Genomic DNA, 26,664 nt, shown 5'->3' with positions numbered 1-26,664 from the left:
TGGATTAATGTCTCACATATTTCTACCTGCAATTTTAGTTCTTATTATTATTGAATTAATTTTTAATATGACAAATGAATATATTTTTATAAATAGAGTATTATGTTTATCTATATCAGTGCTAATTTTTATTATAAGTATAGTAAAGGTGAAGAATAGAGATCTAGGAATATTAAAATATTTAGGGATAGGATGTTTTTTTATAGCTATTATTAGATTTTTAGATATAGAATTATCCCATTTTATAACGGATAATAATATAGTAATAGCCTTTACTCAAATTATAGTATATTTCGAAATGTTAAATATAATTCTAAGTATGATATTATACTACAAAAATTATAAAGAAAGAATTCAATGGATAATTCTATTTTTTATTATGATAATTATAAGTTTTATCTTAAAAGATGAAAATAATATTTTGAGTAAATTAGCTTTAATTTTTACAAGCAGAAGGGGAATTATTATAAATCAAGTAGTAGTTTCTATATTGTTTATATTAAGTGTAGTTTTATATAATAATTTTAAGTTACAAAAAGAAGATAGATGGATTCTAAGAATAAGTTTTTTTTCATTATTAAGTAACACTTTTTTATTTATTTCCTTATTAGTAAATATAGAATTGAATTTTTTTATTTGGATTAGCAAATCAATTTCATATTTTTTATTATATGATAAATTTGAAGAAACTTTATTATCAAATGCATATTCTAGTGCTTATGAAAGCTTAAATAGAGCAAAGGAAATTAAGAAAAGTTTAAATAAGAACTTAAAAAGAAGAGAAAAAGAATTAAAAGAGTTAAACTTATTACTAGAGAAGAGTGAAAAAAAATATTTTGATGTTGTACAAGCTTTTTCAAATGGAATTTTACTTTTTGAAAATGATATATTAACTTACTCTAATTATTCAGAAAATAAATATTGCAATATAATAAATGAACTTCAGTGTAATGATAGAATGTTAAATCTTAATGAAATTTTAAATGTTATAACAGGCAAAGAATATTCTAAAGAGAGGGAAGTTAACGAATTTTCAACTGAAATAAGAATAATAGCTGAATCTGGAGAAGAAAAGTATTTAGAAATATTATTAATGAAAATTTATGATAATAGAAAAATACTTGTATTTAATGATATTAGTGAAATAATAAAACAAAGAGAAGAAATAGTAAAAATAGAAAAAAAGATAAAAGAGGAAAATATTAAAGATGAATTTTATTCAAATATTTCTCATGAATTAAGAACTCCTATAAATGTTATTTATTCAGCACTTCAATTAAATGATGTGTACTTAGATAATAATCAAATACACAAAATAAATAATAATAATAATATAATTAGGCAGAATTGTTTAAGACTAATTAGAACTATAAATAATTTTATAGATAGCAATAAGCTATCAGAAGGATATTTAGAGAGAGATTGTAAAATTTATAATGTTGTAGATATAATTGAAAATATAGTTTTGTCTTGTGATTTTTATATGAAGCTGAAAAATACTAAATTAACTTATGATCCACAGTATGAGGAAATATACTTATATTGTGATAAAAGTCATATTGAGAGAATAATGCTAAATATATTATCTAATTCATTAAAATATGGAAAGGATAATGGAAATATTTATGTCACTACTAAGGTGTGCAATAATGAAAAAATAATTATTGAAGTAGTAAATGATGCAGAAGCAATACCAGAAGATAAAAGAAATGAAATATTCGATAAATTTACAAAGGTAAATACTTCTTTAAATAGACCATCAGAAGGAAGTGGACTTGGTTTATATTTAACAAAGGGGTTAGTTGAACTTCATGGGGGAGAAATAAGTATTAATGCTGGAAAGAAATATGGGAATATATTTAAAATAGAGTTACCTTATGACAAGAATATAAAGAGTAGTAAGGCTATAGTAAATAATAATATAGAAATTAATAATTTTAATCAAAAGATAGATATTGAATTCTCTGATATTTATTTTTAATAACATAACTTTATTTTTTTAGACATATATAATATAGAATAATATATGGGAGTGTATTAAATGAAAAATAAAGTTAAAAGAAATATAAAAATTATTCCTTTATTATTAAATATAATTATTCCTTTATTAGGAGGACTCATTGTAGGATATATTAATAGAAATTCTATGGATACATATAGAAATCTTAAAAAATTTGTTTTTACACCTCCGGATATAGTTTTTGCTGTGGTATGGATAATATTATATATATTAATGGGAATTGCAGCTTACAGAATTTATGTTAAGAACAAATCAAATATAGATGATAAGGGGGCTTATTTCTTTTATATAATCCAACTTATTTTGAACTTTATGTGGAGTTTTATTTTCTTTACTTTTAGATTGTATGGAATATCATTTTTATGGATAATAATGTTATTTGTTTTTGTAATAATAACTTTTATAAAGTTTATTAAAATCGATAAAATTGCAGGATTATTACTTATTCCATATATGATTTGGTTAGTGTACGCTGGATTTTTAAATTTCTTTATATGGGTTTTTAATGAAATGTAAAAAAATATATAGTATAATAAAAATAAACCTTCATATGAAGGTTTATTTTTATTAGAAAGGAAGTTTCTATGGGGAAAACTTTATTTATTGCAGAAAAACCTTCAGTAGCTATGGAATTTGTTAAGTTGCTAAATGTAAAGGGGAAAAGAAACAATGGATATATAGAGGGTGAAAGAAGCATATTCACTTGGTGTGTTGGACATATGGTAACTATGAGTTATCCGGAAGTTTATGATGAAAAATTGAAATTTTGGAATTTAAGAGACTTACCTTTTTTACCTAAAGATTATAAATATGAAGTAATACCTTCTGCTTCGGCACAATTTAATGTTGTAAGTAGTTTAATGAATAGGGAAGATGTAGATACTATATATGTTTGCACAGACTCCGGTCGAGAAGGAGAGTATATATATAGATTAGTTGATGATATGGCTGGAAAGCCTAATAAGGTAAAAAAAAGAGTGTGGATAGACTCTCAAACTGAAGAGGAAATAAAAAGAGGTATAAAAGAAGCCAAACCTTTAGAAGAGTATGATTCTTTAGCACATTCTGCTTATTTAAGAGCTAAAGAGGATTACATATTTGGTATAAATTTCTCAAGACTTTTGACATTATTATATGGAAAGACTTTAGCAAATGCATTACAAAAAGATAAGAATGTTGTTGTAGCAGTAGGGAGAGTTATGACATGTGTTCTTGGAATGGTCGTAGAAAGAGAAAGAGAAATTAGAGAGTTTAAGAAAAGGTCTTTTTATAAGATAATTGGAAATTTTTCTAAGGAGGATGATAATTCTGAGATAATAGCTGATTGGAAAGCTATAGAAGGCTCGGAGTATTTTGAGTCCCCTAAATTATATAATGAAGTTGGATTTAATAAAAAAGAAGAGGCAGAAGAATTAATAACTAAACTTAGAGATATTGGAAATGGTACTATAAAGGAAGTTAAAAAGACTAAGGAAAAGAAAAATGCGCCTCTTTTATATAATTTAGCTGAACTTCAAAACGAGTGTACAAAAAGATTTAAAATTAGTCCAGATGAAACATTAAAGATAGTACAAAATCTTTATGAAAAAAAGATGGTTACATATCCAAGAACAGATGCGAGAGTATTATCAACAGCAGTTGCAAAAGGGATAAAGGGTAATATTATAAAGCTTAGAAATATGCCTATAGGAGAAGAGTTATCCAATATAGCAAATGAAATTATAGATAAGGATTATTCTAAGGGAATATTAAAAAGTAAATATGTAGATGATAGTAAGATTACAGATCACTATGCAATTATACCAACAGGAGAAGGAAAAGATACTCTATTAAAATTACCTAGTTTAGATAAACAGGTTTATTTTGTGATTTTAAGGAGATTCCTATCTATATTTTATCCAGCAGCTCAATATAGTAAAATGGCTATTACAATTTTAGTTGGAAAAGAAAACTTTATTTTAAATAAAAAAGTATGTATTGATAAGGGTTATTTAATAGTACTTGGAAATGATAAAGAAGAAAGTGAAGAAAGTTTTCCTGAAAATTTAAGAAAAGGAACAAAAGTAGTTATAAATGAGTTAGAAATAAAAGAAGGGGAAACATCACCTCCCAAAAGATATACTACTGGGTCTATGATAATAGCTATGGAAAATGCAGGTAAGCTTATAGAAGATGAAGAACTTAGGGAGCATATTAAGGGAGCGGGAATTGGTACTTCGGCTACAAGGGCAGAAATACTAAAAAAGCTAATTAATATAGAATATATGCAAGCAAATAAAAAGACACAAATTATAACTCCAACTAATCTTGGAGAAATGATTTACGAGGCAATTAAGGTTTCAATACCTTCTCTTTTAAATCCAGCATTAACGGCATCTTGGGAGAAAGGGCTAAAGCTTGTAAATGATAAAGAAATTAAGCCGGAAGAATTTATGACTAAGCTTGAAGTATATACAAGAAATAATACATTTAGAGTATTAAAAGCTTCAAATATAGGGATATTAAATACTAAGTTATTGAAAATAAAAAATCAAGGATAGATAAAAAGGGGCTGTAAATAGCCCCTTTAATTTTAAAATAATCTTATTTTATTAACATAGATAGTAAGGCATAACAAGAAGGTGCTAAAAATACAGTCATAATTCCTGCGATTCCTATAGAGAGTGAACTCATAGCTCCTTCTGTTTCTCCAAGTTCTAAGGCCTTTGTAGTTCCAAGAGCATGGGAAGCTGTTCCAAGGGCTATTCCAATAGCTACATTATCATTTATTTTGAAAATTTTGCATAGAATTGGTCCTATAATCGCACCGAAAATTCCAGATATTACTATCGCTAAAACAGTAACAGGAGGTAATCCTCCAAGTTGATTAGTAATTTCTATGCCTATTGGTGTTGTAACAGATTTTGAAAGTAAAGATATAGTTAATATTTTTTCCATACCGAATATGTTAGCTAATAAAATAACTGAGGAAATACCTATAGCACTCCCTATTAAAATACCAATAAGTATAGGTAATAAATGTTTTTTTAATAATTGTAATTGCTTATATAGTGGTACTGCTAATACTACAGTAGCAGGTCCTAAAAACATATTTATAAACTGCCCACCTTTATTATATGAATCTACATTAATATCGAAAACAATTAAAAAACCAATAACTAATATTATTGCAATTAGAAGTGGATTGAAAAGAGGAAATTTAGTCTTCTTATAAATAAATAATCCTATTTCAAAGGCAATAAGTGAAATTATTATTCCAAATAAAATATTTTCTGATAAAATTCCCATTATTTTTTTTCATATCCTTTCTTAACTCTTTTTTCTTGAATGTTGATTATATATTGAACTATTAAACCAGTAAATATAATAACAATAGCTGTAGTAATTAGACATAAAATTAAAATATGTACAAGGCTATTCTTTATAGAATCAAAAGACGACATTAATCCTACCCCAGCTGGAATAAAGAAAAATGATAGGTGATTTAAAAAAAATGTAGATATACTTTCAACTTTTTCAACCTTAATTACTTTAGTACATAGTAATAATAATAAAATTATCATTCCAATTATATTACCAGGTAGTGGTAAGGAAAGACCTTTAGAAATAAGTTCTCCAATTAAGTAAATACCAAGAATAATAATGGATTCTCTAAAAATTTTCATTAGTTTAACCTCCTTAGTTACTATTAATAATTTATCACTATTAAAAACAGATGTAAATGGCATATAACCTTTACATTATTATAACCTTAAAAAATTATAATATCTTATTTTTTAACAAAATTTGCTATTAAGTCATATTATAAACCATAGATAAATTATAAATCTTTATGGAGGTTTAAATGAAAAGCAAGTTTATTAAAATTGCTTCAATAGTGGCTTTATTAGGAGTAACAACATTAAGTTTAATTTCTTGTAATAAGAAAACTGTTGATACAAACAAAGAATTAACAAAAGTTAGGTTAAATGAAGTAGTAAGATCAGTATTTTATGCACCTATGTATGTTGCTATAAACGAAGGATTTTTTAAAGAAGAGGGTATAGAAATAGACTTATCTACTGGACAAGGTGCAGATAAAACTATGCAACAAGTATTAAGTAAAAATGCTGATATTGGATTCTGTGGGCCTGAACAAACTATATACATTAATAATCAAGGTAGAGAGGATTACCCAGTTCTTTTTGCACAATTAACTCAAACAGATGGAGCCTTTCTAGTAGGAAGAGAAGCTAAGGATAACTTTAAATGGACTGATTTAAAGGGAGCTGAAATAATAGGTGGAAGACCTGGTGGAGTTCCTGAAATGGCCTTTGAATATGCACTTAAATTAAATGGTTTAGACGCTAAGACAGATGTAAACATGGTAACAAACATTGATTTTACGGCTACATCAGGTGCTTTCAAAGCAGGAACTGGGGAATATGTAACTTTATTTGAACCTACTGCTTCTATGCTTGAAAAAGAAGGTAGTGGAAAAATAATAACTTCTATTGGAAAGGAAGTTGGAAATTTACCTTACACTTGTTTCTTTGCTACAAAGTCATATATGGATAAGAATCCAGAAAAAATTCAAAGCTTTACTAATGCAATTTATAAAGGACAAAAATGGGTTGAGAGCCATAGCAATGAAGAAATAGCTGATTCTATAATATCCTTTTTCCCAGGAACAGATAAGGATATTATTATTTCCGTAGTTAAGAATTACAAGGAAATTAATGCTATTGCAACTAAGCCTACAATAGAAGAAGAAGATTTAACAAGATTAATGGATGTTATAGAAAGTTACGATAGTAACTTATTACCAGCAAGACCTTCCTTTGAAAAAATAGTTAATAATACATTTGCAAAAGAATCAATGAAGAAGTAGCAAAAATGTAAAAGAATTATGTATTGTTTACTATTAATTTGGCTGCCATTATGGCAGCCCTATACATATAGAAAGGAGGTTTAAAAATGAGCTTAATAGAGATTTCTGATATTAGCCTAACTTATTACTCGTTAAAGTCAGAGACAAAAGCAATAGATAATTTGAATTTTTCGATAGAAAAAGGAGAATTTGTAAGCATAATTGGGCCATCAGGTTGTGGAAAATCAACTTTATTAAATATAATTAGTGGCTTATTAAAGCCTACAGGTGGAAGAATAATTTACAATGATAAAGATATTAAAAATAGATTAGATAAAATGGGGTATATGTTTCAAAAGGATTATTTATTTGAGTGGCTTTCAGTTAAAAGTAATATAATGCTTGGACTTAAGATTAAAAAGTTAGCTACAGAAGAGAATATTAAAAGGGCAGAAATTCTTTTAGAAAATTACCAATTAGGTAGATTTAAAAATCATAAACCAGGAGAATTATCAGGTGGGATGCGACAAAGGGTTGCTTTAATAAGGACATTAGCCTTAAATCCTGATGTTTTACTTTTAGATGAGCCATTTTCTGCCTTAGATTATCAAACTAGACTAAAAGTTTGTGATGATGTAAAGGAGATAATAAAAAAAGAAAATAAAACAGCTATAATGGTTACCCATGATTTAGGTGAAGCTATAGCAACTTCAGATAGGGTAATAGTTCTTACTAAAAGGCCTGCAGTAATAAAGCTAGATGTAAAAATAAATTTTAATAACAAAGAAGCAACTCCTTTTCAAAGGCGAAAAGAGCCTGAATTTAATGAATACTTTAATTTATTATGGAAGGAGCTTGACATAGTTAATGAGTAAGGAACATTTAGAATATATAAAAAAAGTAAAAAAAGAGCTTATTAGTATTACTATATTTAGAGTTGCTATTTTAGTAATTTTTATTGCTTTGTGGGAGATATTAGCACAGCTAAAAATATTAGATCCATTTTTAACATCTAGTCCTAGTAGGATATTAGCATCATTAATATCTTTTATAAAGGAAGGAACATTATTAAATCACATACTAATAACCTGTTATGAAACAATACTAGGTTTTACCTTAGGTACAATATTAGGAGCAGTAATTGCAATAATTTTATGGGCATCACCTTTTGTATCAAAAATACTAGATCCATATCTGGTTGTATTAAATGCATTACCAAAAGTTGCACTAGCACCAATAGTAATATTTTGGGTTGGAAATGGCATGACTGCAATTATAGTTATAGCTCTTCTTATATCGATAGTTACAACTATAATTACTGTTTTAACTGGATTTAACGAAGTTGATAAAGGAAAATTAAAACTTATGGAAACACTACAAGCTACAAAGTTTCAAACCCTTAAGTATCTTGTTTTTCCAGCTAATATTCAAGTCATTATATCAGCTTTGAAAATAAATGTAGGTTTATCTTGGGTTGGAGTTATTATGGGGGAGTTCTTAGTTGCAAGAAAGGGATTAGGATTTTTAATAGTGTATGGAGGACAAATATCTCAATTAGATATGGTAATGATGAGTATAGTTATACTTTCAATTATAGCATTTATAATGTATAAGGCTGTTTCAAAGCTAGAAGAAAAATTGAAAAATATAAGTTGATTTAGTATAATGAAAAGCTAATAATATCAAGTATTATTAGCTTTTTAAATTTATAAGTATTATAATAGTGGTAAAATATTAATTGTAAATATTATAAATTTTTGATAAAATCAATTATGTATAAAAATAAGAACAAATAGATAAAGTTGTTTTGGAGGGAATTATGAAAGAAGTAAAGGGACTTTTTTCTAGGGTTAATAAGAACTTGAAATCGTTTTTTTTTAAGGTGAAAAAAGTATTAAAACCAGTTTATAAGACTTTAAATGATGGCTGTAAGAAATTAGCAGATAAATATAGAAAAGCAAATATGAAGAACAAGTATGTAGAACCAGTAATTGTTATTACAACCTCATGTATTTTTGTATTGATTATGATTTTAACTATTAAAGGATTTACAACTGTAGAAGAAGTTAACATAACTAAAAATTCTGGAGAACAGTTATATTATCAAAGTAAATATGATGAAGCTATAGAAGAATATAAAAAAATGCAAGAAAAAGATACTTGGCCAGAATGGACAGTAAAAATTGCAGATATATATTCTTTAAGAGGAGAAACTAAAAAATCAAGTACATTATTGAAAGAAGCTATAGTAAAAAGAGACAAGGTAATAAAAGATGAAGGTTACAATAAATTTAAAGATAAAGATGTAGAATTAATTAATTCTATGCTACGTACCTTTACTTTAAACAATGAATATGACGAGGCTATTTCTTTTGGGGAGCAGTATATTAGTGATTATGGAAAAAGTAAAGATATATTGAAAACTTTATTTATGGCATATATTTCTAATAATTATATTTACAAGGCTGAAGAACTTACAGAAAATTATCCTTTAGATGAAAAATCATCATATGACATTTCAGTATTGGCTAATATGAATATGCTAATAAATAGATGGGATAAAGGATTAGAATTACTTAAAAGTGCCTGGGAATTAGATAAGAATGAACTTAAAATTTATTATGTAATTGAGAGTATATATGAGTTTGATAAAGATTCATTAATTAAGGAATTAGAGACTAAAATAAAGGAATCTAATGATGATGCCTATAAAGTATTTTTAGCCAATGTATATGCAATGAATGCTGAGAGTGCTAATAAAGCATTTGATTTAATAGAGGAAATAGATAGTAAGGGTATAAATAATATAGGAATTGATTATATAAAGTATAAGATAAGTAAAAATTTAAACAATAAGGATGAAGCAATTGCTTATTTAGATGATGCTATAAATAAATCAAAGGTTATAGATAAAGAGTCATATACAACGTTTTATTTACTATCACTTAAAGCACTAAATAATAATAAGTATGACGAAGCTTTAAGTTATGCTAAAAAAAGCATCAATGCGAATAATAAATATGCTGAAAGTTATGGGATATTAATACCAGAAATTTTAATAAATAAAAATAATTTTAATTCCATTGAAGCATATTATAGAGAAGCTATAAAGAAAGAGCCTTATAATTATGAATTAATTATTAAATTAGCTGATTATTATACAAGTTATGTATCTAACAATGAAAAAGCTAAATATTACTATGGGATTGCATTAAAGTTTAATAAAGATAATCCAATAATATATAGTAAGATGATAGATATATATATAAAAGATAATAAAATTGATGAAGCTATAGAAAAATTAGAAGAGGCTATAAAAGTAGATGAAAGTAATCAAGATTACTACAGAATGCTTGGAGCTTTATATTTTGAAAAAGGTATGAATGATAAGGGGATTGAGCTTACACGTAAGGCGTATTCAATGAATGAAAAAGACCCAATTTCACTAAATAATGCTGCTTGGTATTATATAATGGTAGAAAATGATATAGCTAGAGGATATGATAACCTTAAAGCCGCTTATGAAGATATTTCAGCTGGATTAGATGAAGAAATTAAGACAATATTAATTGAAAATTATAATAAGGTGAAAAAAGTTTATGAAGAATTCCTAAATGATAATAGTAAAGAATTTGATAAAAAAGGAATTAAGTTAATTTATTAAAAGTGCTTTTTAGCACTTTTTTTATAAATAAAATAGTTTTGGATAATTATGGAGGGGTTTTGATGAGAAAGACTAAAAAAATTATTAATTCCATATTAGTAATATTGGTAGTTAGCATTGGGTTTACATTTATTTTCAATAATAAATTTAAGAAAGATTTATCAATAGAAAAATGGGATAATATTTATAATGAAAATAATATTAATTTTTTCTATAGTAACGAAGATGAGGATAAAATTAAAATATTGAAACAGACCTACAACCTAGAAGAAAAGGTTAAAGATGAGAAGGATTTAATTAAAAAAGCAATAAGGGTTTCAGAAGCTCTTAATGAAATAATAACTTTTGATGATATACCAAGTTCAAATAAAATTAATGGCTTTGATATATTAAAGGAGAAAAATGGATCTAAAAAGGCTTCAGGCAGAGATCTTGGAATAATATATAGAGATTTTCTTCAAAGCTTAGGATATACAGCAAGACTAGGGGAATTTAAAAGAACTAATGTTTCTTTTAGTAAAGAAAAATCTTATTATGTAGTTGAATTTTGGAGTAAAGAGTATAATAAGTGGATAATGATAGACTTTATTGATAGAGGTTATTTTGATAATAAAGACTTTCCATGTAGTGCTATGGAACTGTTAGATATAGACATAAGAAATTTAAACTATACCGGCAATAGTAAGAGAAGTGATTATATTCCTATGCTTAAAAAAGTTCTATATACTTATACAATAAGTATAGATAATACTTCAACAATGGAAAAAAGTAATAGTTATATAACTTATATAAAGGATGAAGATGATATAGCATTAAAATTCAAGGGAAATTTTTTACCACCAACTATATTTACTGAAAATAAGGACATAATGAATAGAAATCCAATTGAAAATAGTGTTATAAAAGATGAAAAAGCTTATATAGTTTTAATGAAGAAGCAAGAAAATAATGAAGAAGATAATTCTAAAGCAAAATCCTTTATTATAGGAGGATTTAAGGATGGTAAAATATTAGATGAATACTATATTAGAGAAAAAGAAGGAGAATTTATAAAGGTAAAAAAATATAAAGATATTCTCTTAACAGAAGGAGATAATATTTTTGAATTATCTTTAAATGGTAAAGATGTAATAAGCAGTATTGAAATTTATTTTAAATAATAAAATCTTAAGATTTTATGTAATAGACAGCCCTTATAGATAAGGGTATAATAAAATTTGTTGTGAAGAAGAAGTCATAAGGGAGGAAAAAGAATGGGTTTAGATTTTATCTATATACTTAAAGCTATAGTTATTGCTGTAGTAGAGGGTCTAACAGAATTCGTACCAGTATCATCAACTGGACATATGATTTTAGTTGGAAGTTTAATTGGATTTAGAACAGGATTACCTGGAGCGGAAGCATTTGCGAAAATGTTTGAAGTTGTAATACAACTAGGAGCTATATTAGCTGTTGTTATTCTATATTGGAATAAACTTTGGGGAGCAGTTGTAGAATTTTTCACTTTTATATTTTCACTAGGTAAAAAAGGTGAGAAAGGTTTTAAATTTGGAATAAATATATTAATAGGTTCTATTCCAGCCTTAATAGTGGGACTAACTTTATATGATAATATTAAAAGTTTATTTAAACCATCTGCCGTGGTTGTTGGATTTATAGTAGGTGGTATACTGCTAATAGTTATTGAAAATAGGTTTAGAAATAAGATTTCTAAACGAGGTAACATGGCAACTACGGATGTATTTGATATAACACCTATACAAGCAATAAAAGTTGGACTATTTCAAGTCTTATCAATGTGGCCTGGTATGTCAAGAAGTGCTTCTACCATTATGGGTGGTTGGATTGCAGGACTTTCAACACCTGTAGCTGCAGAATTTTCATTCTTCTTAGCAGTTCCAGCTATGGTAGGTTCATCAGCTATGGATTTATTTAATTTTGATTATTCAATTATGAATTCTACATTTATAGTAGCCTTAATAGTAGGATTTATAGTGGCTTTTATAGTATCTATAGTTGTTATGGATATGTTTGTAAGTTACTTAAAGAAGAAACCTATGAGAATATTTGCTATATATAGGGTTATAGCAGGAATAGTTTTATTAGCATTATCAGTTGCAGGAATTGTAACTTTAACAATGTAAATAAAAATAGGGATAAACTCCCTATTTTTATTTTTTTATTTCTTCCTCTAGTTTTATTTTTAAATTTTTTAATTCTTGTGTACAAATACTAGATCTATTATTTAAATTCATTTGTATGTTTGTTACTTTAGCTTTTAATTCAATACTTGCCTCTAATGCAGAGTTTATTTTCCCTTGAACAAAGTAATCAGTAAAGAAGTTATCAAATAAATAATCCATTACGCTAGATAAACCATCTAAGTTTAATGATATGTTTATTTTATCACTTAAATCATTTAATTCACTATTATATTTTTTCAACATCACTTTAATAGAATTAATAGCATTAGATGCTTCACTCATTTTAGAACGTTTAGCCATGGTAGCTATTAAATCTCCACCCATCATATCGTAAATACCCCAATTTTTTGCACTATTCAAATAGGAAATAGCTTTTTCTATACAGGGAATAAGTTTATCTCCTTCATATAAAGCTTCCCTAATTTCTCTTTGCTCAATAGAAGTAAATTTCATTTTCTCTAATATTTCAGAGACTATTTTACTTTTTTCATTATTTATCTTTAGTATGTATTCAGATGATTTATTTAATAAATCATCATGTTTTAAATCAATATCACCAATATTAGAAATTGATTCTAACAATTCTTTTTTATTAGAAATTAATCTTTTAAGGTAGTCATTAGCTTCTAAAAACTTTGCTTGAGCTTCTAAAAATTCAAATTTTTCCTTAGATATTTTTTCATCAATGCTACCTTTCATTTTATAATAAATATAAGATAAGCTAAAGGATTCTAATTTATCAACATCTGATTTTTCTTTAGATAGCCTTACTTTTAAATCTTCAACAGATTTATTAGTTTTATCAATTTCTTTTTCTAGATTTAAAAGTTTTGTTTTTAATTTTCTTAAAATAGTTCTTTCTTCTTCTAATTTTATAAATTCTTCATTAAAATTTATCATTTTCCCCTCCAACCAATATTAATAAATATATTATAAAGTATATAATACTATATATCAATGTTTTTTTGTTAAAAGTCATAAAGTTTTATTGGAATTTATTATATATTTACTAAATTCAAAAAATTCTTAAAAATATAAATAATTGCACTTTTCAGTCTAATATCTTTATGATATTATAAATATGAAAAGAAAAACAGTATTTTGAAAACAATTGCAGATATAAAAATCAGTAAAGAATAATATTTGATAGCAATTGACAAAATGTTTCAAAAAACTTTATGAATTCAAAGTAACTAAATGGGTAGGGGGAATTTTTATGACAGAACAAATTAGAAAAATAGCACTACTAACAGGTGGAGGAGATTGTCCAGGATTAAATGCAGTTATAAGAGCCGTAACAAGAACAGCTATCTTAAATTATGGAATGGAAGTAATAGGCTATAAATTTGGTTATAGAGGATTATATAACAATGATTTTGTACCTCTAACATTAGATAGTGTATCTGGAATACTTCATAGAGGTGGAACAATTTTATACAGTTCAAATAAAGATAACTTATTTGATTATTTAGTAGAAGAAGATGGAGTTATGGTTAAAAAGGACGTTTCAGATGTTGCAGTAGAAAATCTTAAGAAAGAAGGAGTAGATGTATTAGTTGTAATTGGAGGAGATGGAACATTAACTTCTGCAAGAGACTTTGCTAGAAAAGGTGTTAAAGTTATAGGAGTTCCTAAAACAATTGATAATGATTTAGCTTCTACAGATGTTACTTTTGGATTTAATACAGCCATTGATGTAGCAACAGAAGCTTTAGATAGACTTCATACTACAGCGGAATCTCATCATAGAGTTATGATTTGTGAAGTTATGGGCAGAGGTGCAGGATGGATTGCATTAGAATCTGGAATAGCTGGCTCAGCAGATGTTATACTTTTACCTGAAATTCCTTATGATATTAATAAAATTGTTGAGAAGGTCAAAGAAAGAGAAGCTTCTGGAAGACGATTTAGTATAGTAGTAGTAGCTGAAGGTGCTAAACCAAAGGATGGAGATGTAGTCGTTGCTAAAATTGTTGCAGATAGTCCAGACCCAATTAGATTAGGGGGAATAGGCAATAAATTAGCAGATGATTTAGAAAAGCTATTACCAGATAAAGAAGTTAGATGTACTGTTCTTGGGCATATCCAAAGAGGAGGAACAACATCAACATATGACAGAATTCTTTCAACTAGATATGGTGTAGGGGCAGTAGAGTTAATAGCTGAAGGAAAATTTGGAGAAATGGTTTGTTTAAAAGATAGTAGAATCTCAAGTGACAGCTTAGAAAACGTTATTGGTCAAAAATCGAAATTAGTTGATCCTAATGGCGAGTTGGTAAAAATGGCAAAGAAAATAGGTATTTCTTTTGCAGATTAGGGAATTATAAGTGGTGGAGATTTTCTTCACCACTTTTTGTATTAAATAATTTTGTTGAATACTTCAAAATTTTCTGACAATATGATATAATTATATTAGGCGGAGAATACAGTAAGAAAGCTGGAGGGTATTATGAAAGAGATAAAGAAATATTTAGAATCAAGGATTGGAACATATGGATTCTTTTTCGAGGATTTAAAGAGCGGTTATATTTATGCTTACAATGAAAACGTTCAAATGATTGCAGCAGGTTGTATGAAATTACCTATAGCTGTTTCATTGATCAAATCTGTACAGGATAAGAAGATAGACTTCTTAGATAAAATTAAAATAGATGGTAAGGATAAGGTTTATGGTACAGGAATAATTCATGAATTTAATGAAAGAGAGTACACGCTTTTTGAACTATTAGTTGCAATGTTAATTCAAAGTGACAATACAGCTGCGAATAAAATAATTGATATACTAGGTATGGAAAATATTAATAATGATATAAGAGCTATGGGATTAAAAAATACTGTATTAAATAGAAAAACTACTGATGAAAGAAATTGTAAAGATGAAATAGAAAATATGACATCAGCTTATGATCTTGCTCAAATATGGAAACACTTATATAATGGAACATATTTAAATAAAGAAAATAGCCAAATGTTAATAGATATATTAATGAGGCAACAAATAAAAAATAAATTAGCCTTGTATATTCCGGATGATTTAAAATATGAAATTTCTAGTAAAACTGGTGATAAAAATGGAGTTGAAAATGATACTGAGTTAATCAGATTGTCAAAGGGGAACTTTTCATTTACAGTTTTATCTATGGGAATACCTAACAGTGTATATGGAACAGTAACCCTTGCTAAATGCGGCAAAATGATGTGGGATGAAGTTATGAATAATTGGAACTAAAAGTATATTTAGTCTTTAATAAAAATTAGATAAGTATATAAAAATAAGGATTCAAACTTGAATCCTTATTTTTATGTTAATAATTCAATTTTATTACAGTTATAATGTTTTTAATTAGAAATTTTCTTTTCATAAGAAGAATATAGTAATATTGCAATAACTCCAAAGATAATAGGACCAGCAATTTGAAATATAGTTGATATATAGTCTTTTGTTTCTAAGGCAGGTTGCAATATTGTAAATACATTAGCAAAGCCAACTGTTAAAGTAACTATAATAGCAGCTACAGTTGCAAGTTTTGTGCTTTTATAGATTTCAAAAGGCTTTTGTATTTCCTTCTTTTTCTTAAAACTAATAAAAGCATAGGATAAAAACATATAAGGAATAGTCATTGCAACATTTCCCATTAGAACTAAGTAATTTAAAAATACGCTTGCACTTTTTCCGCCAAAGGAAGATATAAGAATAATTGCTACTACTATAATACATTGTACCCACATAGCATTTTTATGCATATTGTTTTCATCTTTTTCATTCCAGGATTTTGGCCATATACCAGATGGAGTACCTTCAATTAATTGTTTAAGTGGAGAATATGCCAAGGTAAAGAATGCACCTAATAATGCTAGAAACATTGAAAGCCCAATATATCTTGCAAATAATGATCCTAAAAGGTCTATAGTACTTTGTGAAAGGTTAAGAGCCTTTCCAATTTCAATACCTAAGTTTTTAATGACTATGTAAGATACGTTAGCCATATTAACCTCTGATCCAGTTAAAACTTCAGTCCAGTTTATAAAGAATCCTACAAATAAAATTGCTAATGAATATCCTATTGCAATAACAATTGCAGCAATTTTAATACCTTTAGGAAAGGTTACTTTAGGATTTTCAGTTGAGTCAACTAATCCTCCTACAACTTCTAAACCGCCATATGCAAATAAAGCAAAGACCAAAAATCCTAATATTCCAAGTGGAGTTTGATAGAAAGGGTTAGGTGATACCATAAAGGCACTTGCAGTTATAGGTTGAGCTAATTTAAAATTATTTGTGAACAATACTATTAATCCACCTATTAGTAAAACTAAATTTGCACTTGTAACAAATATACCACCAATAGAAGCTACTTTAGCTATTCCTTTTAAACCTTTAGAAGATATATAGGTTATTAATATTACAAAAATTATTCCTAAAATCCCTAAGGTTCTTGGAGCATTTAAACCGAATAAAGACCACGATGAAGTTATATCTTTTCCAAAGATTAAATTTGATAATGGTACCCAAATAGATGAAGATACATTAACCATCCAAATTAAATAGGAGCTATACCACATAAATGTTCCTACAAAGGCATATTTAGGACCAATAGATTTGTCCATCCAAGTATAAATACCTCCAGTTTCTTTTCTAAAGGCTGCCCCGAATTCTGCCATCATAAAGGCATAAGGGATAAAGAAAAATATTGCTGAAAAAATGTACCAAGGTATTGCAGAATATCCCATTAAGTAAAATGCTCTAGGAATATTATTAAATCCATATACAGATGTAAAAATCATTAATATAAGAGCTGACAATGTTAATTTATCAGTATTATTTTTATTAGACATTATTAATCCTCCTTTACAAGTTTATAGTTTATTTTGCTCATATTTTCCTTAATTATTAAGGGAAGTTTAACCAAGTAAAACTAGATAATTTAATTAAGAGAATAAATTTATGATATAATAAAAATATTTAGAAGATAGGGAGGATTAAAATGGAAAGAATTAAAATTAAAGATGATTTAGAGCTTTCAAGAATTATACATGGGTATTGGAGATTAATGGATTGGAATTTAAATAGTAATGAGATATTAAATTTAATCGAAGAAACATATGATTTAGGGGTAACAACAGTTGATCATGCAGATATATATGGTAACTTTTGCTGTGAAGAGAAGTTTGGTGAGGCTTTAAAGTTAAAAAAAGGCTTAAGAGAAAAGCTTCAGATAGTGACAAAGTGTGGGATAAAGTTTCCATCTGAAAATAGACCAGAAAATAAATCTCATTGTTATGATACAAGTAAAGAACATATAATTAAGTCTGCTGAAAGATCTTTAAAAAATTTTAATACGGATTATCTAGATGTATTATTAATACACAGAGTAGATGCTTTATTAAATCCAGAAGAAGTTGCTGAAGCCTTTTCAAAACTTAAAAAAGATGGGAAAGTTAGATATTTTGGTGTTTCTAATTTTTTACCATCTCAATTTAATATGTTAAACTCATATCTAGAAGAGGAACTTGTAACTAATCAAATTGAAATTTCTCCTTTATGTTTAAACTCTTTTGAAGATGGGACTTTAGATTTAATGCTTCAAAAAAGAGTAAAGCCAATGGCTTGGTCGCCACTTGCAGGAGGAAGAATTTTTAGTGGAGAAGAGGAAAAAGCTTTAAGAGTTAAGGAAGTATTAAATAAAATAAAAGATGAAGTTGGAGCAGAAGATATAGATGAAGTAGCATATGCATGGTTATTAATGCATCCAAGCAAAATAATGCCAATAGTTGGATCAGGTAAGATAGATAGGATAAAATCAGCAGTAAGAGCTACAGATATATTATTAACTAGGGATCAATGGTTTGAAATTTATGTAGCTTCAAGAGGAGTAGATATTCCCTAAGATATAATTAAGATCAGATATAACCTATTATTAAATAATTAAAAAAGGGGGCTCAATAGATGGCCCCTTAATAAAAAACAGTAATTATGTTCTAAAATCAAATTTATGAGAGCAACGTTTGCATGTAACAACTATTTTTCCTTTTTTTCGTGGAAGTCTTAGTTTTTGGCCACAATTAGGACATTTAGTTATTTTATAGTTTTTCTTTTCATTTAAGTTATTTTTTAAAACTTTAAAGGCATATGAAAAACTAGTAAAATCTATTGGTTGAGAATTATAAGGAATTCTTACTCCAAATCTTGATAGAAACTTATTTAAAAATGAAATTAATGCATTATTTTCAGCTTGTCTCTTATAAATATTTCTAGAAAATATTCTATATAATGAGATTATAATAAGTGCAGTACCAATAAACCATGTATATTTAGATAAATTAAATAATGAAGATAAAAATATTAATATTATGGATAATAAATCAACTCCATAAATACCTTTTAAAAAATTCATGCTAACACCTCTGTAAAATATATTAAATATATTATAGTACAAAGGTGATATCCTATCAATGAAGATAATATTATATTTTTATAAAATATATAAGTATAAGGAGTGAAATTATGAAGAATAATGTTCCAAAAGATTATATAAGTAGAATAACAAAAGCTTCAAGCTATTTTACTTTTAGGAATGGACCAATAAAAAAATTATATGAGGATGGAAAAATAAGTGATGATGAACTTAAGAAAGTTCAAAAATATATGGAAAGTCATTTAGCTTATCTTTTTAATATATTATTAGAAGAAAATAACTTAAATAAATTTGAACTAATTATATCCACTATGGATAAATTTTATATTAATGATAATGAAGAAGTTAATATGCAAGATGATGGATTTGATGAAATATATAATAGTATATTTAATTTAAATGGAAATAATAATGGTATCAAATTAAGTAAGTAATGAATTAATATAAAAATATTTTGTAATATTAATTATAATTTGGAGGTAAATATGTACATAGCTTTTGGAAAAAGAGTAGTTGACACAGAAGAAATAAAGAAGGAAATAGAAGATAATACTGAGTTTAATGTATTAAAGGATATGAGTAAGGGAACAAAAAGAGAAGACACTTTTGCATATAATTTAAGTATATCAATAGAGGTGTTAAATGAGATAATTAAAGATGATTACAATATTGATGATTTAAGTGAAGATGATTTGTTTGAAGAATATATGAGCCTAGCAGAAGAACTTGCGACAGATATGGAAGAAATATTACCAGAGGAATCTTTAATAGATGTTAAAGCTTATAAATGGGATTTATCAGATAATGATATAAGAGTAATAATAGCGGGGGTAAATGAGGAAACTGGAGAAGGAAAATTAAAGGACGTAATGAGAAGATTAATTACTCAATTAGAATAAAAACAAAAAATCACCAAATATATGGTGATTTTTTTGTTTTTACAAATAATTCAAAATATGATATTATAAGGATGAGTATATATAGGGGGGGAAGGGAATGGATAATAAAAAAATTACAAATAAGGTAGTTATATATTTAATGGGTATAATTATTTCCACTTTATTGATAACGTCTTCAGGAGCTTATTTTTTTGCAAATCAAGGATTAGATAAAATTAATGCCAAGGCTATATCAAATTCCTCAACATTTAATTATTTAAATAATTTAAGGATTTGGTTGATAGTATCTTCTATTTTTATTATTGTTATCAGTTTTATTATTATAAAAAGAATTTTTAGGAATTTAGCAAGGATGCTAGATGTTATTAAGAATAACATGGATGAGTTTGCTAAAGGAAACCTACAAAACACTTTTAATGAAAAGTATATTAATAGGGAGGATGAAATTGGAGGTATATGTAAATCTGTAGAAGAAGCAAGAAAATCAGTAGCCAGTACTATTAATGGAGTTATGGAACAGTCAAATGATACATTAGAAGACTCGGCAAATTTAGCATACATTTCTGAAGTATTAAATACTTCAACAGAGAATATTTATTTAGCTATGAATGAAGTAGCTAAGGGGACTGAAAAGCAATCCAATGAAATTTCAAATATAATTCATATAGTAGAGAATTTAGGAGAAAGTATAAAAGAGGCAGATTTAAATATTAAAGGCATAAAGTCTGTTTCGGAAGGTATAGATAAGGATTCCGAAAAAAGTAATGAGGACATGCTTAATTTAATAGAATCTATTAATCAATTTGATAAAAAGTTTAGTGAATTTATTCGTAGCATTAAGGCTATGAATAACGATATAGATACTGTGAAGAATATTTTTGTTCTAATTGATGATATAGCTGATCAAACTAATTTACTTGCATTAAATGCAGCTATTGAAGCTGCAAGAGTAGGCGAGGCCGGAAAAGGTTTTGCAGTAGTTGCTGATGAAGTAAGATCATTAGCGGAAACATCAAAGGAAGCTTCAAATAATATATATACAATACTAAATAACATAATAAACAATATGAAATTGATTACGGATGAAACAGAAGATATGGGGAAGGAAGTAGTAAATCAAAGAGAAGTTGTTCAAGAAACAATAAATTCATTTAATAGTATTTCAGATTCAATAAAAATTGTTAATCCTAAAATAAAGGATATTAATAATTCTTTTGTTAAAGTTGATGAAAATAAAAGCGTATTAATAGAAACTGTACAAGAAGTTTCGGCTTTATCAGAAGAAATAGCAGCATCGGCAGAAGAAGTTTTATCTTCAGCTGAAGAACTGAAGAGTAATGCTAATATGGTTGCAAAAAGTTCGCATAATCTAGCTATAAAAACAGCTAATATGAATGAAATAGTAGACAATTTCAATATATATTAAAAAATAGAGACAGTAAACTACTGTCTCTATTTTATTTTAGCACATTCCGCCACCCATATTATTTCCACCACCACACATATTCATATTATTTTGTTGTGGTTGATTACCTTGATTAGGTTGTTGAGGGTTTTGATAATTATTTTGTTTATAATAGTTTATAATATCTCCAGAGCGATTTCTAAGAGTAGTTAAAGTATCTTCATATTCTTTATTTCCTGGATCTAACTCTATAGACTTTACTATGTGCTGAACACCAATATCGAACCAACCTTTCTTAAAGTAAACAAAACCCATTAAATAATTCCATTCAGCTGAATTTTTTAAGTCTAAAAGATTTAATTTACTTTCTGCGATAGCAATATTATTACTATCTATATAAGATCTAATTTCTTTATAGACAGCACCATTTGTTAAAATGTCATAAGCCATATTAGCATCTTTAATGACATCTTCTGCTAAAGGGCGAGTATCGATAGAAGAATTTCCTAGGGAATATTCTTCTAATATATTTTTATAAGCTCTTTTAATTTCATCATTAGAAGCAGTAGGAGATATTCCTAAAACCTTATATGGATCCACTATATTTCACATCCTTTATAATTTAATTAATTACTTCATAATATTTAATATATTGGAAGAATGAATATAATATGATAAATTAATTTTATAAAAGTAAAAAAAGGAGATAGATTATGACAAGATTTAAGAAAATATACATAGAGACAACTAATATATGTAATTTAAGTTGCAATTTTTGCCCTAAAACAAATAGAAAATTAGGGTTTATGAGTACAGAAAGTTTTAAAGAAGTAATTAATAAAATAGATGGATATACAAATCACATATATCTTCATCTTATGGGAGAACCATTTTTAAATAAAAATTTAGAAAGTTTTCTTAAAATCTCAAAAGAAGCAAATATAAATGTTAATATTACAAGTAATGGAACTTTAATAAATAAAGTAAAAGAAGTTTTAATTAATTCAGAAGCTATTAGGCAAATAAATATATCTCTCCATAGCTTTGAAGCAAATGATAATGATATAGATTTCTATGAATATTTAGACAATGTATTAGAATTTATTAAAGAGGCAAATGAAAAATCAAAAATAATATGTGCTCTTAGACTTTGGAACATGGATACAGAAGAACTAAAGGCCAATAATGATTTGAATCTAAAAATTATAAAAACAATTGAAGATAAACTTGATATAGAGTTTTCTTTATTAGAAGCTTTTAAAGAAAAAAGAGGAATAAAACTAAAAGAAAGAATATATTTAAATATGGCTGAAAAGTTTAGCTGGCCAGATTCAAGTATTTCCTTAATAAGTGATGAAGTATTTTGTCATGGACTTAGAGATCAAATAGGGATATTACTAGATGGAACAGTAGTGCCTTGTTGTTTAGATAGTGAAGGAAATATATCTTTAGGAAATATATTTAATCAAGATTTAGAAGAAATTATTAATTCTAAAAGAGCAAAAGACATATATGATGGATTTTCAAGGAGACGTGCAGTAGAAGAACTTTGTAAAAGGTGTGGTTACGCAAAAAGAAATTTCAAATAGGGAGGGAGTTATTTGAAATATATATATAATTTAGCTTTTAAGATGTCTATATCAGCTACTATTGCTTTGATTTTAGCTAATTTAATAAATGTACAATTTTCATCTGTAGCAGCCGTTATAGCAATATTAAGCATACAAGATACTAAGAAAAAAGCATTAATTATAGGGAGAAATAGAATATTTGCCTGTATAATAGCTATCTTTTTATCTTTTATGGTGTATAAGGTCTTAGGACAAAATCCAATTACCTTTGGATTATTTTTATTAATGTTTATACCACTAACCTCAAGGTTAAGGATATCCGAAGGTATGGTACCAGCAGTGGTATTATCTACTCACTTGTTAGTTGCAACAGATATTGGTTTATATTGGATAATAAATGAATTATTAATAATGATAATAGGTATTGGTATCGCATCAATTGCAAATTTATTTATGCCTTCATTACACTCAGAGTTTAATAAGGATAAAGAATATATAGAAAAAAGCTATAAAGTAATTTTAACAAAAATGTCTAAATCTCTTTTAACTTGTTCTGTAGATAGAGATGAAGAAAAAATTATAAGAGAGATAGAAAAGAGATTGAATGAAAGCTTAGAAAGAGCTTATAAGATTTCTAATAATTATTTAATGAAAAGTAACTCTTATTATTTAGATTATATAAATATGAGAAAAAATCAATTTGATATTATTAAAAAGCTAAGATCACACTTTGAAAAATTTTATATGTCTTTTGAGCAAACATATATGATATCAAAGTTTACTAAAAATGTTGCTGATCAAATAAAAGATGAAAATGATTGTAAAGAGCTTCTAGAAAATTTAGAAATTTTAAAGTTAGGTTTTAAAGAAATGGCATTGCCAAAAACTAGGGAGGAATTTGAAAATAGGGCTCAGTTATTACAATTTTTAAATGATATGGAAGATTTATTGAGAATAAAAAGAAATTTTGTATCAACCTATAATCTATATAGTAGTAATAATTAATAATTTATCACCTTAAATTTACAATAAAGTAATTTAGATGTAAAATTAAGATGGGGGTGGAGATATGGAAAATAATAAAGTATTAGAATTAATAAATTTAAGAAAAAGTTTTGGAGAAAAAGATGTTCTAAAAGGAATTAATTTAACAGTAAATAGGGGGAGTGTAATAGGTTATATAGGGCCCAATGGAGCAGGAAAAAGCACAACTGTTAAATTAATAATGGGGTTAATTACTGGATATACAGGGGAAATAAAAATATTTGGAGAAGATATCTCAAAGATTGATGAAAGCTATAAAAAGAAAATAGGTTATGTGCCAGAAGTACCTGATATATATGACAGTTTAACTGGCAAAGAATATTTGACTTTTATAGGTCAGCTTTATGGTATAGATTATAATAAGGTAAATGATAAAGCACAAAGACTCATGGAGATATTAGGAATTTTAGATTCTTATGAAAAAAGAATATCATCCTATTCTAAAGGGATGAAACAGAAGTTGATTCTTATATCTAGTTTAATTCATAATCCGGAGATATTATTTTTAGACGAACCATTAAGTGGATTAGATGCTAATAGTGTAATGATAATAAAAGAAATTTTATTGAATTTAGCAAAGGAAGGTAAGACGATTTTTTATTCTTCTCATATTATGGAGGTAGTAGAAAAGATAAGTGATAGAATTATTTTAATTAATAATGGTGAAATAGTTGCTGATGGAAATTTTGAAGAATTAAAAAATAGCTTTAAAGAAAGTTCCCTTGAAAATATATTTAATGAAGTTACAGGATTTCATGAATATAAGGAGCTTTCAGAAGAATTTATTTCAGTAGTAAAAGAGGTATAGCTATGAAAGAATTTAAAGTATTAAAAATTTTAGATAAGCTATCAGGATTATATACAAAAGCTGGAGTAGATTATGATATGCTTAGAATAATAATAAATACTAAGCTAACTATGGATGGAAGAAGAAAGGCAACTGTTTTTAATAATGATGCTAATAAGAAAAATAAAGATTCTAATGAATTTTATAAAGCCTTATTAATGTATGCTTTTATTGGCCTTTTTCTTGGACTTACGCTTATTTTTGATATAAATAAGATGTATTTAATGTCTGGATTTTTTTCAATAATAATGTTTATGATTTTAACTATTTTTATTTCTGATTTTTCTTATGTTATTTTAGATGTGAGAGATAAAAATATTATATCAACTAAAGGAATAGATAATAGAACAATAAATGCATCTAAAATAACCCATGTTTTTATTTATATGACTTATTTGACTTTAGCCTTAGTAGGAGTTTCTTTTATAGTATCGTTAAAATATGGAATAATTTATTTTTTGTTATTTTTTATTGAGATTATATTGATAGATATATTTATGATAATTATTACAGCTTTAGCTTATCTTTTAGTATTAAAGTTTTTTGATGGAGAAAAATTAAAAGATGTAATTAATTTTGTACAAATTGGATTAAGTATATTTATGGTTGTAATATATCAGATTGTACCAAGATTATTTAATATTATTGATTTATCAAAGATAGATTATAATGAAAAAATATGGCATTTATTAATTCCGCCAATGTGGTTTGCTGCTCCATTATCAATTATTTCAGGTGAAAAAATAACAGGCATTAAGATTATAATGATTATTTTAGCACTAATTGTGCCTATTATATCTATAAGTCTTTACTTAAAACTTACGCCAACTTTTGAAAAAAATCTTCAAAAATTAAATAATAATGAAGCTAATATAAAAGAAAAAGGTAAGCATCTTATAAAAATAAATAATTTGTTTTGTAAAGATAATACAGAAAGGGCATTTTTTAATTTCTCTCTTGGAATTATGAACTCTGAAAGAGAGTTTAAGCTTAAGATTTATCCCAATTTAGCATTGGGAATGGTTTTACCTATAGTATTTATGATTACTGGAATAGATAGAAACAACCCAATGGGAATATTTGAATCTTTAAGGAACTCTAGACAATATTTATCTATATATGCTTTTGCACTAGTGATTCCTAATATATTAATTATGATTAGGTACTCAGAAAAATATATGGGAGCATGGATATATGAAATTGCGCCTATAAAAAATATAGCATCAATATTTAGAGGAGTAATAAAAGGAACAATATATAAGTTTATATTGACTCCATATTTACTTATTTCTTTAATTTATATTATAGTTTTTGGACCTAAAGTAATATTTCATTTAATTATAGCATTTTTAGTTATGATTTCTTTAATGATACTAAATTTCATGATTTTAAAGAAATATTTTCCATTTTCTAAAAAATTCGAAGCTACTAATGGTGGTGAAAGTATGGGAGCTATGATTCTTTATATGTTTACCGTACTAATAGCATTAGGAATTCATTTTGCTGTAAGTAATATTAAAATAGCAAGCTATATTTATATTGTATTTTTAGTAATATTTAATTTATTACTATGGAAATATTCATTTAATATATCTAAAGATAAATTAATAAATAAATAGAATATGTATCTAGTCTCTTTATTAATTGACATTTTTAGATTGGCAATAGTACCTTTCTATTTAACACATTATATTTTTAGTATATAATATACTTCAAGGATTAAGAAGAAATTAAGGAGATACATT

25 protein-coding genes are annotated in these 26,664 nt (G+C 26.3%); 19 read left to right on the top strand and 6 right to left on the bottom strand.

Features of this window, described 5'->3' with window-relative positions; all coding sequences use genetic code 11:
• The first annotated feature begins 7 nt into the window (after positions 1–7).
• From BN6774_RS12560 to BN6774_RS12550, 3 genes are all read left to right on the top strand, one after another.
• Positions 8–1,981 (top strand): sensor histidine kinase, encoded by a 1,974-nt coding sequence (locus tag BN6774_RS12560; protein WP_235829615.1) that lies wholly within the window; start codon positions 8–10, stop codon positions 1,979–1,981.
• A gap of 60 nt (positions 1,982–2,041) precedes the next feature.
• A complete protein-coding gene (locus BN6774_RS12555; RefSeq protein WP_066894302.1) occupies positions 2,042–2,536 on the top strand; it encodes a TspO/MBR family protein in 495 nt (164 codons plus the stop codon).
• A 68-nt stretch (positions 2,537–2,604) separates the two neighbouring features.
• Positions 2,605–4,560: a DNA topoisomerase gene (locus BN6774_RS12550; RefSeq protein ID WP_066894299.1), complete on the top strand. Its 1,956-nt coding sequence runs from the start codon at positions 2,605–2,607 to the stop codon at positions 4,558–4,560.
• A gap of 43 nt (positions 4,561–4,603) precedes the next feature.
• On the opposite strand, the gene BN6774_RS12545 is transcribed toward BN6774_RS12550, so the two are convergent.
• Positions 4,604–5,308, bottom strand: a complete 705-nt coding sequence (locus tag BN6774_RS12545; protein WP_066894296.1) for an LrgB family protein — start codon at positions 5,306–5,308, stop codon at positions 4,604–4,606.
• Complete coding sequence (locus BN6774_RS12540) at positions 5,308–5,685, bottom strand: CidA/LrgA family protein (RefSeq protein WP_066894293.1); 378 nt, start codon at positions 5,683–5,685, stop codon at positions 5,308–5,310. Before BN6774_RS12540 ends, BN6774_RS12545 begins: the two co-directional genes overlap by 1 nt.
• A 179-nt stretch (positions 5,686–5,864) precedes the next feature.
• Between BN6774_RS12540 and BN6774_RS12535 the strand changes: the two genes are divergently transcribed.
• The 6 genes from BN6774_RS12535 (at position 5,865) to BN6774_RS12510 (ending at position 12,677) form a co-directional block, all read left to right on the top strand.
• Complete coding sequence (locus tag BN6774_RS12535; RefSeq protein WP_066894290.1) at positions 5,865–6,890, top strand: ABC transporter substrate-binding protein; 1,026 nt, start codon at positions 5,865–5,867, stop codon at positions 6,888–6,890.
• A gap of 86 nt (positions 6,891–6,976) precedes the next feature.
• A complete protein-coding gene (locus BN6774_RS12530; protein WP_066894287.1) occupies positions 6,977–7,744 on the top strand; it encodes an ABC transporter ATP-binding protein in 768 nt (255 codons plus the stop codon).
• Positions 7,737–8,525, top strand: a complete 789-nt coding sequence (locus BN6774_RS12525) for an ABC transporter permease (protein ID WP_066894285.1) — start codon at positions 7,737–7,739, stop codon at positions 8,523–8,525. The genes BN6774_RS12530 and BN6774_RS12525 overlap by 8 nt, the downstream gene beginning before the upstream one ends.
• 163 nt (positions 8,526–8,688) lie before the next feature.
• Positions 8,689–10,533, top strand: a complete 1,845-nt coding sequence (locus tag BN6774_RS12520) for a tetratricopeptide repeat protein (protein ID WP_066894282.1) — start codon at positions 8,689–8,691, stop codon at positions 10,531–10,533.
• A gap of 62 nt (positions 10,534–10,595) precedes the next feature.
• On the top strand, positions 10,596–11,693 hold the full coding sequence (locus BN6774_RS12515; protein WP_084767010.1) for a hypothetical protein: 1,098 nt from the start codon (positions 10,596–10,598) through the stop codon (positions 11,691–11,693).
• Between the two features lie 93 nt (positions 11,694–11,786).
• Complete coding sequence (locus BN6774_RS12510) at positions 11,787–12,677, top strand: undecaprenyl-diphosphate phosphatase (protein ID WP_066894275.1); 891 nt, start codon at positions 11,787–11,789, stop codon at positions 12,675–12,677.
• Positions 12,678–12,704: 27 nt separating this feature from the next.
• On the opposite strand, the gene BN6774_RS12505 is transcribed toward BN6774_RS12510, so the two are convergent.
• Positions 12,705–13,637: a V-type ATP synthase subunit I domain-containing protein gene (locus BN6774_RS12505; protein ID WP_066894272.1), complete on the bottom strand. Its 933-nt coding sequence runs from the start codon at positions 13,635–13,637 to the stop codon at positions 12,705–12,707.
• 316 nt (positions 13,638–13,953) lie between these two features.
• Here BN6774_RS12505 and BN6774_RS12500 point away from each other — a divergent pair, with 316 nt between their 5' ends.
• Both BN6774_RS12500 and BN6774_RS12495 read left to right on the top strand, forming a co-directional pair.
• On the top strand, positions 13,954–15,054 hold the full coding sequence (locus BN6774_RS12500) for a 6-phosphofructokinase (RefSeq protein WP_066894269.1): 1,101 nt from the start codon (positions 13,954–13,956) through the stop codon (positions 15,052–15,054).
• A gap of 132 nt (positions 15,055–15,186) precedes the next feature.
• Complete coding sequence (locus BN6774_RS12495; RefSeq protein ID WP_066894266.1) at positions 15,187–15,966, top strand: serine hydrolase; 780 nt, start codon at positions 15,187–15,189, stop codon at positions 15,964–15,966.
• A 110-nt stretch (positions 15,967–16,076) separates the two neighbouring features.
• Here the strand turns inward: BN6774_RS12495 and yjeM are convergent, their stop codons facing one another.
• The gene (gene yjeM / locus BN6774_RS12490) at positions 16,077–17,573 is read right to left on the bottom strand and encodes a glutamate/gamma-aminobutyrate family transporter YjeM (RefSeq protein ID WP_066894263.1); all 1,497 of its coding nucleotides are present in this window, start codon (positions 17,571–17,573) and stop codon (positions 16,077–16,079) included.
• Positions 17,574–17,722: 149 nt separating this feature from the next.
• Here yjeM and BN6774_RS12485 point away from each other — a divergent pair, with 149 nt between their 5' ends.
• The gene (locus BN6774_RS12485) at positions 17,723–18,625 is read left to right on the top strand and encodes an aldo/keto reductase (RefSeq protein ID WP_066894259.1); all 903 of its coding nucleotides are present in this window, start codon (positions 17,723–17,725) and stop codon (positions 18,623–18,625) included.
• An 84-nt stretch (positions 18,626–18,709) separates the two neighbouring features.
• Here BN6774_RS12485 and BN6774_RS12480 read toward each other — a convergent pair whose 3' ends face one another.
• On the bottom strand, positions 18,710–19,132 hold the full coding sequence (locus BN6774_RS12480) for a zinc ribbon domain-containing protein (protein WP_066894257.1): 423 nt from the start codon (positions 19,130–19,132) through the stop codon (positions 18,710–18,712).
• 110 nt (positions 19,133–19,242) lie between these two features.
• Between BN6774_RS12480 and BN6774_RS12475 the strand changes: the two genes are divergently transcribed.
• From BN6774_RS12475 to BN6774_RS12465, 3 genes are all read left to right on the top strand, one after another.
• The gene (locus BN6774_RS12475) at positions 19,243–19,587 is read left to right on the top strand and encodes a hypothetical protein (RefSeq protein WP_066894255.1); all 345 of its coding nucleotides are present in this window, start codon (positions 19,243–19,245) and stop codon (positions 19,585–19,587) included.
• 51 nt (positions 19,588–19,638) lie between these two features.
• Complete coding sequence (locus tag BN6774_RS12470) at positions 19,639–20,052, top strand: hypothetical protein (RefSeq protein WP_066894251.1); 414 nt, start codon at positions 19,639–19,641, stop codon at positions 20,050–20,052.
• A gap of 97 nt (positions 20,053–20,149) precedes the next feature.
• Positions 20,150–21,478 carry a methyl-accepting chemotaxis protein gene (locus BN6774_RS12465; RefSeq protein WP_066894249.1) on the top strand — a complete coding sequence of 443 codons (1,329 nt, stop codon included), beginning with the start codon at positions 20,150–20,152 and terminating at the stop codon, positions 21,476–21,478.
• Between the two features lie 36 nt (positions 21,479–21,514).
• On the opposite strand, the gene BN6774_RS12460 is transcribed toward BN6774_RS12465, so the two are convergent.
• Complete coding sequence (locus BN6774_RS12460; protein WP_066894246.1) at positions 21,515–22,057, bottom strand: J domain-containing protein; 543 nt, start codon at positions 22,055–22,057, stop codon at positions 21,515–21,517.
• Positions 22,058–22,170: 113 nt separating this feature from the next.
• On the opposite strand from BN6774_RS12460, the gene BN6774_RS12455 reads away from it, so the two are divergent.
• From BN6774_RS12455 to BN6774_RS12440, 4 genes are all read left to right on the top strand, one after another.
• Positions 22,171–23,046, top strand: a complete 876-nt coding sequence (locus BN6774_RS12455) for a radical SAM/SPASM domain-containing protein (protein ID WP_066894243.1) — start codon at positions 22,171–22,173, stop codon at positions 23,044–23,046.
• Between the two features lie 12 nt (positions 23,047–23,058).
• On the top strand, positions 23,059–24,033 hold the full coding sequence (locus BN6774_RS12450; protein WP_084767007.1) for an aromatic acid exporter family protein: 975 nt from the start codon (positions 23,059–23,061) through the stop codon (positions 24,031–24,033).
• A gap of 64 nt (positions 24,034–24,097) precedes the next feature.
• On the top strand, positions 24,098–24,880 hold the full coding sequence (locus BN6774_RS12445; protein ID WP_066894240.1) for an ABC transporter ATP-binding protein: 783 nt from the start codon (positions 24,098–24,100) through the stop codon (positions 24,878–24,880).
• A 2-nt stretch (positions 24,881–24,882) separates the two neighbouring features.
• Positions 24,883–26,538, top strand: a complete 1,656-nt coding sequence (locus BN6774_RS12440) for a hypothetical protein (RefSeq protein ID WP_066894237.1) — start codon at positions 24,883–24,885, stop codon at positions 26,536–26,538.
• Positions 26,539–26,664: the final 126 nt, after the last annotated feature.

The sequence above is a fragment of the Clostridium nigeriense genome (assembly GCF_900086595.1).
In the GTDB taxonomy this organism is placed as follows: domain Bacteria; phylum Bacillota; class Clostridia; order Clostridiales; family Clostridiaceae; genus Clostridium; species Clostridium nigeriense.
Note: the sequence above shows the minus strand (reverse complement) of the source record. Positions and strands in the feature narration are given on the sequence as shown.

Excerpts from the sequence above, each read along its gene's own strand:
- BN6774_RS12475 (WP_066894255.1), top strand. The coding sequence starts at position 19,243 with ATGAAGAATAATGTTCCAAAAGATTATATAAGTAGAATAACAAAAGCT.
- BN6774_RS12515 (WP_084767010.1), top strand. The coding sequence starts at position 10,596 with ATGAGAAAGACTAAAAAAATTATTAATTCCATATTAGTAATATTGGTA.
- BN6774_RS12535 (WP_066894290.1), top strand. The coding sequence starts at position 5,865 with ATGAAAAGCAAGTTTATTAAAATTGCTTCAATAGTGGCTTTATTAGGA.
- BN6774_RS12545 (WP_066894296.1), bottom strand. The coding sequence starts at position 5,308 with ATGGGAATTTTATCAGAAAATATTTTATTTGGAATAATAATTTCACTT.
- BN6774_RS12520 (WP_066894282.1), top strand. The coding sequence starts at position 8,689 with ATGAAAGAAGTAAAGGGACTTTTTTCTAGGGTTAATAAGAACTTGAAA.
- BN6774_RS12470 (WP_066894251.1), top strand. The coding sequence starts at position 19,639 with ATGTACATAGCTTTTGGAAAAAGAGTAGTTGACACAGAAGAAATAAAG.
- BN6774_RS12465 (WP_066894249.1), top strand. The coding sequence starts at position 20,150 with ATGGATAATAAAAAAATTACAAATAAGGTAGTTATATATTTAATGGGT.
- BN6774_RS12555 (WP_066894302.1), top strand. The coding sequence starts at position 2,042 with ATGAAAAATAAAGTTAAAAGAAATATAAAAATTATTCCTTTATTATTA.
- BN6774_RS12560 (WP_235829615.1), top strand. The coding sequence starts at position 8 with ATGTCTCACATATTTCTACCTGCAATTTTAGTTCTTATTATTATTGAA.
- BN6774_RS12530 (WP_066894287.1), top strand. The coding sequence starts at position 6,977 with ATGAGCTTAATAGAGATTTCTGATATTAGCCTAACTTATTACTCGTTA.
- BN6774_RS12445 (WP_066894240.1), top strand. The coding sequence starts at position 24,098 with ATGGAAAATAATAAAGTATTAGAATTAATAAATTTAAGAAAAAGTTTT.
- BN6774_RS12485 (WP_066894259.1), top strand. The coding sequence starts at position 17,723 with ATGGAAAGAATTAAAATTAAAGATGATTTAGAGCTTTCAAGAATTATA.
- BN6774_RS12550 (WP_066894299.1), top strand. The coding sequence starts at position 2,605 with ATGGGGAAAACTTTATTTATTGCAGAAAAACCTTCAGTAGCTATGGAA.
- BN6774_RS12480 (WP_066894257.1), bottom strand. The coding sequence starts at position 19,132 with ATGAATTTTTTAAAAGGTATTTATGGAGTTGATTTATTATCCATAATA.
- BN6774_RS12540 (WP_066894293.1), bottom strand. The coding sequence starts at position 5,685 with ATGAAAATTTTTAGAGAATCCATTATTATTCTTGGTATTTACTTAATT.
- BN6774_RS12500 (WP_066894269.1), top strand. The coding sequence starts at position 13,954 with ATGACAGAACAAATTAGAAAAATAGCACTACTAACAGGTGGAGGAGAT.
- BN6774_RS12505 (WP_066894272.1), bottom strand. The coding sequence starts at position 13,637 with ATGATAAATTTTAATGAAGAATTTATAAAATTAGAAGAAGAAAGAACT.
- BN6774_RS12455 (WP_066894243.1), top strand. The coding sequence starts at position 22,171 with ATGACAAGATTTAAGAAAATATACATAGAGACAACTAATATATGTAAT.
- BN6774_RS12525 (WP_066894285.1), top strand. The coding sequence starts at position 7,737 with ATGAGTAAGGAACATTTAGAATATATAAAAAAAGTAAAAAAAGAGCTT.
- BN6774_RS12495 (WP_066894266.1), top strand. The coding sequence starts at position 15,187 with ATGAAAGAGATAAAGAAATATTTAGAATCAAGGATTGGAACATATGGA.
- BN6774_RS12440 (WP_066894237.1), top strand. The coding sequence starts at position 24,883 with ATGAAAGAATTTAAAGTATTAAAAATTTTAGATAAGCTATCAGGATTA.
- BN6774_RS12510 (WP_066894275.1), top strand. The coding sequence starts at position 11,787 with ATGGGTTTAGATTTTATCTATATACTTAAAGCTATAGTTATTGCTGTA.
- yjeM (WP_066894263.1), bottom strand. The coding sequence starts at position 17,573 with ATGTCTAATAAAAATAATACTGATAAATTAACATTGTCAGCTCTTATA.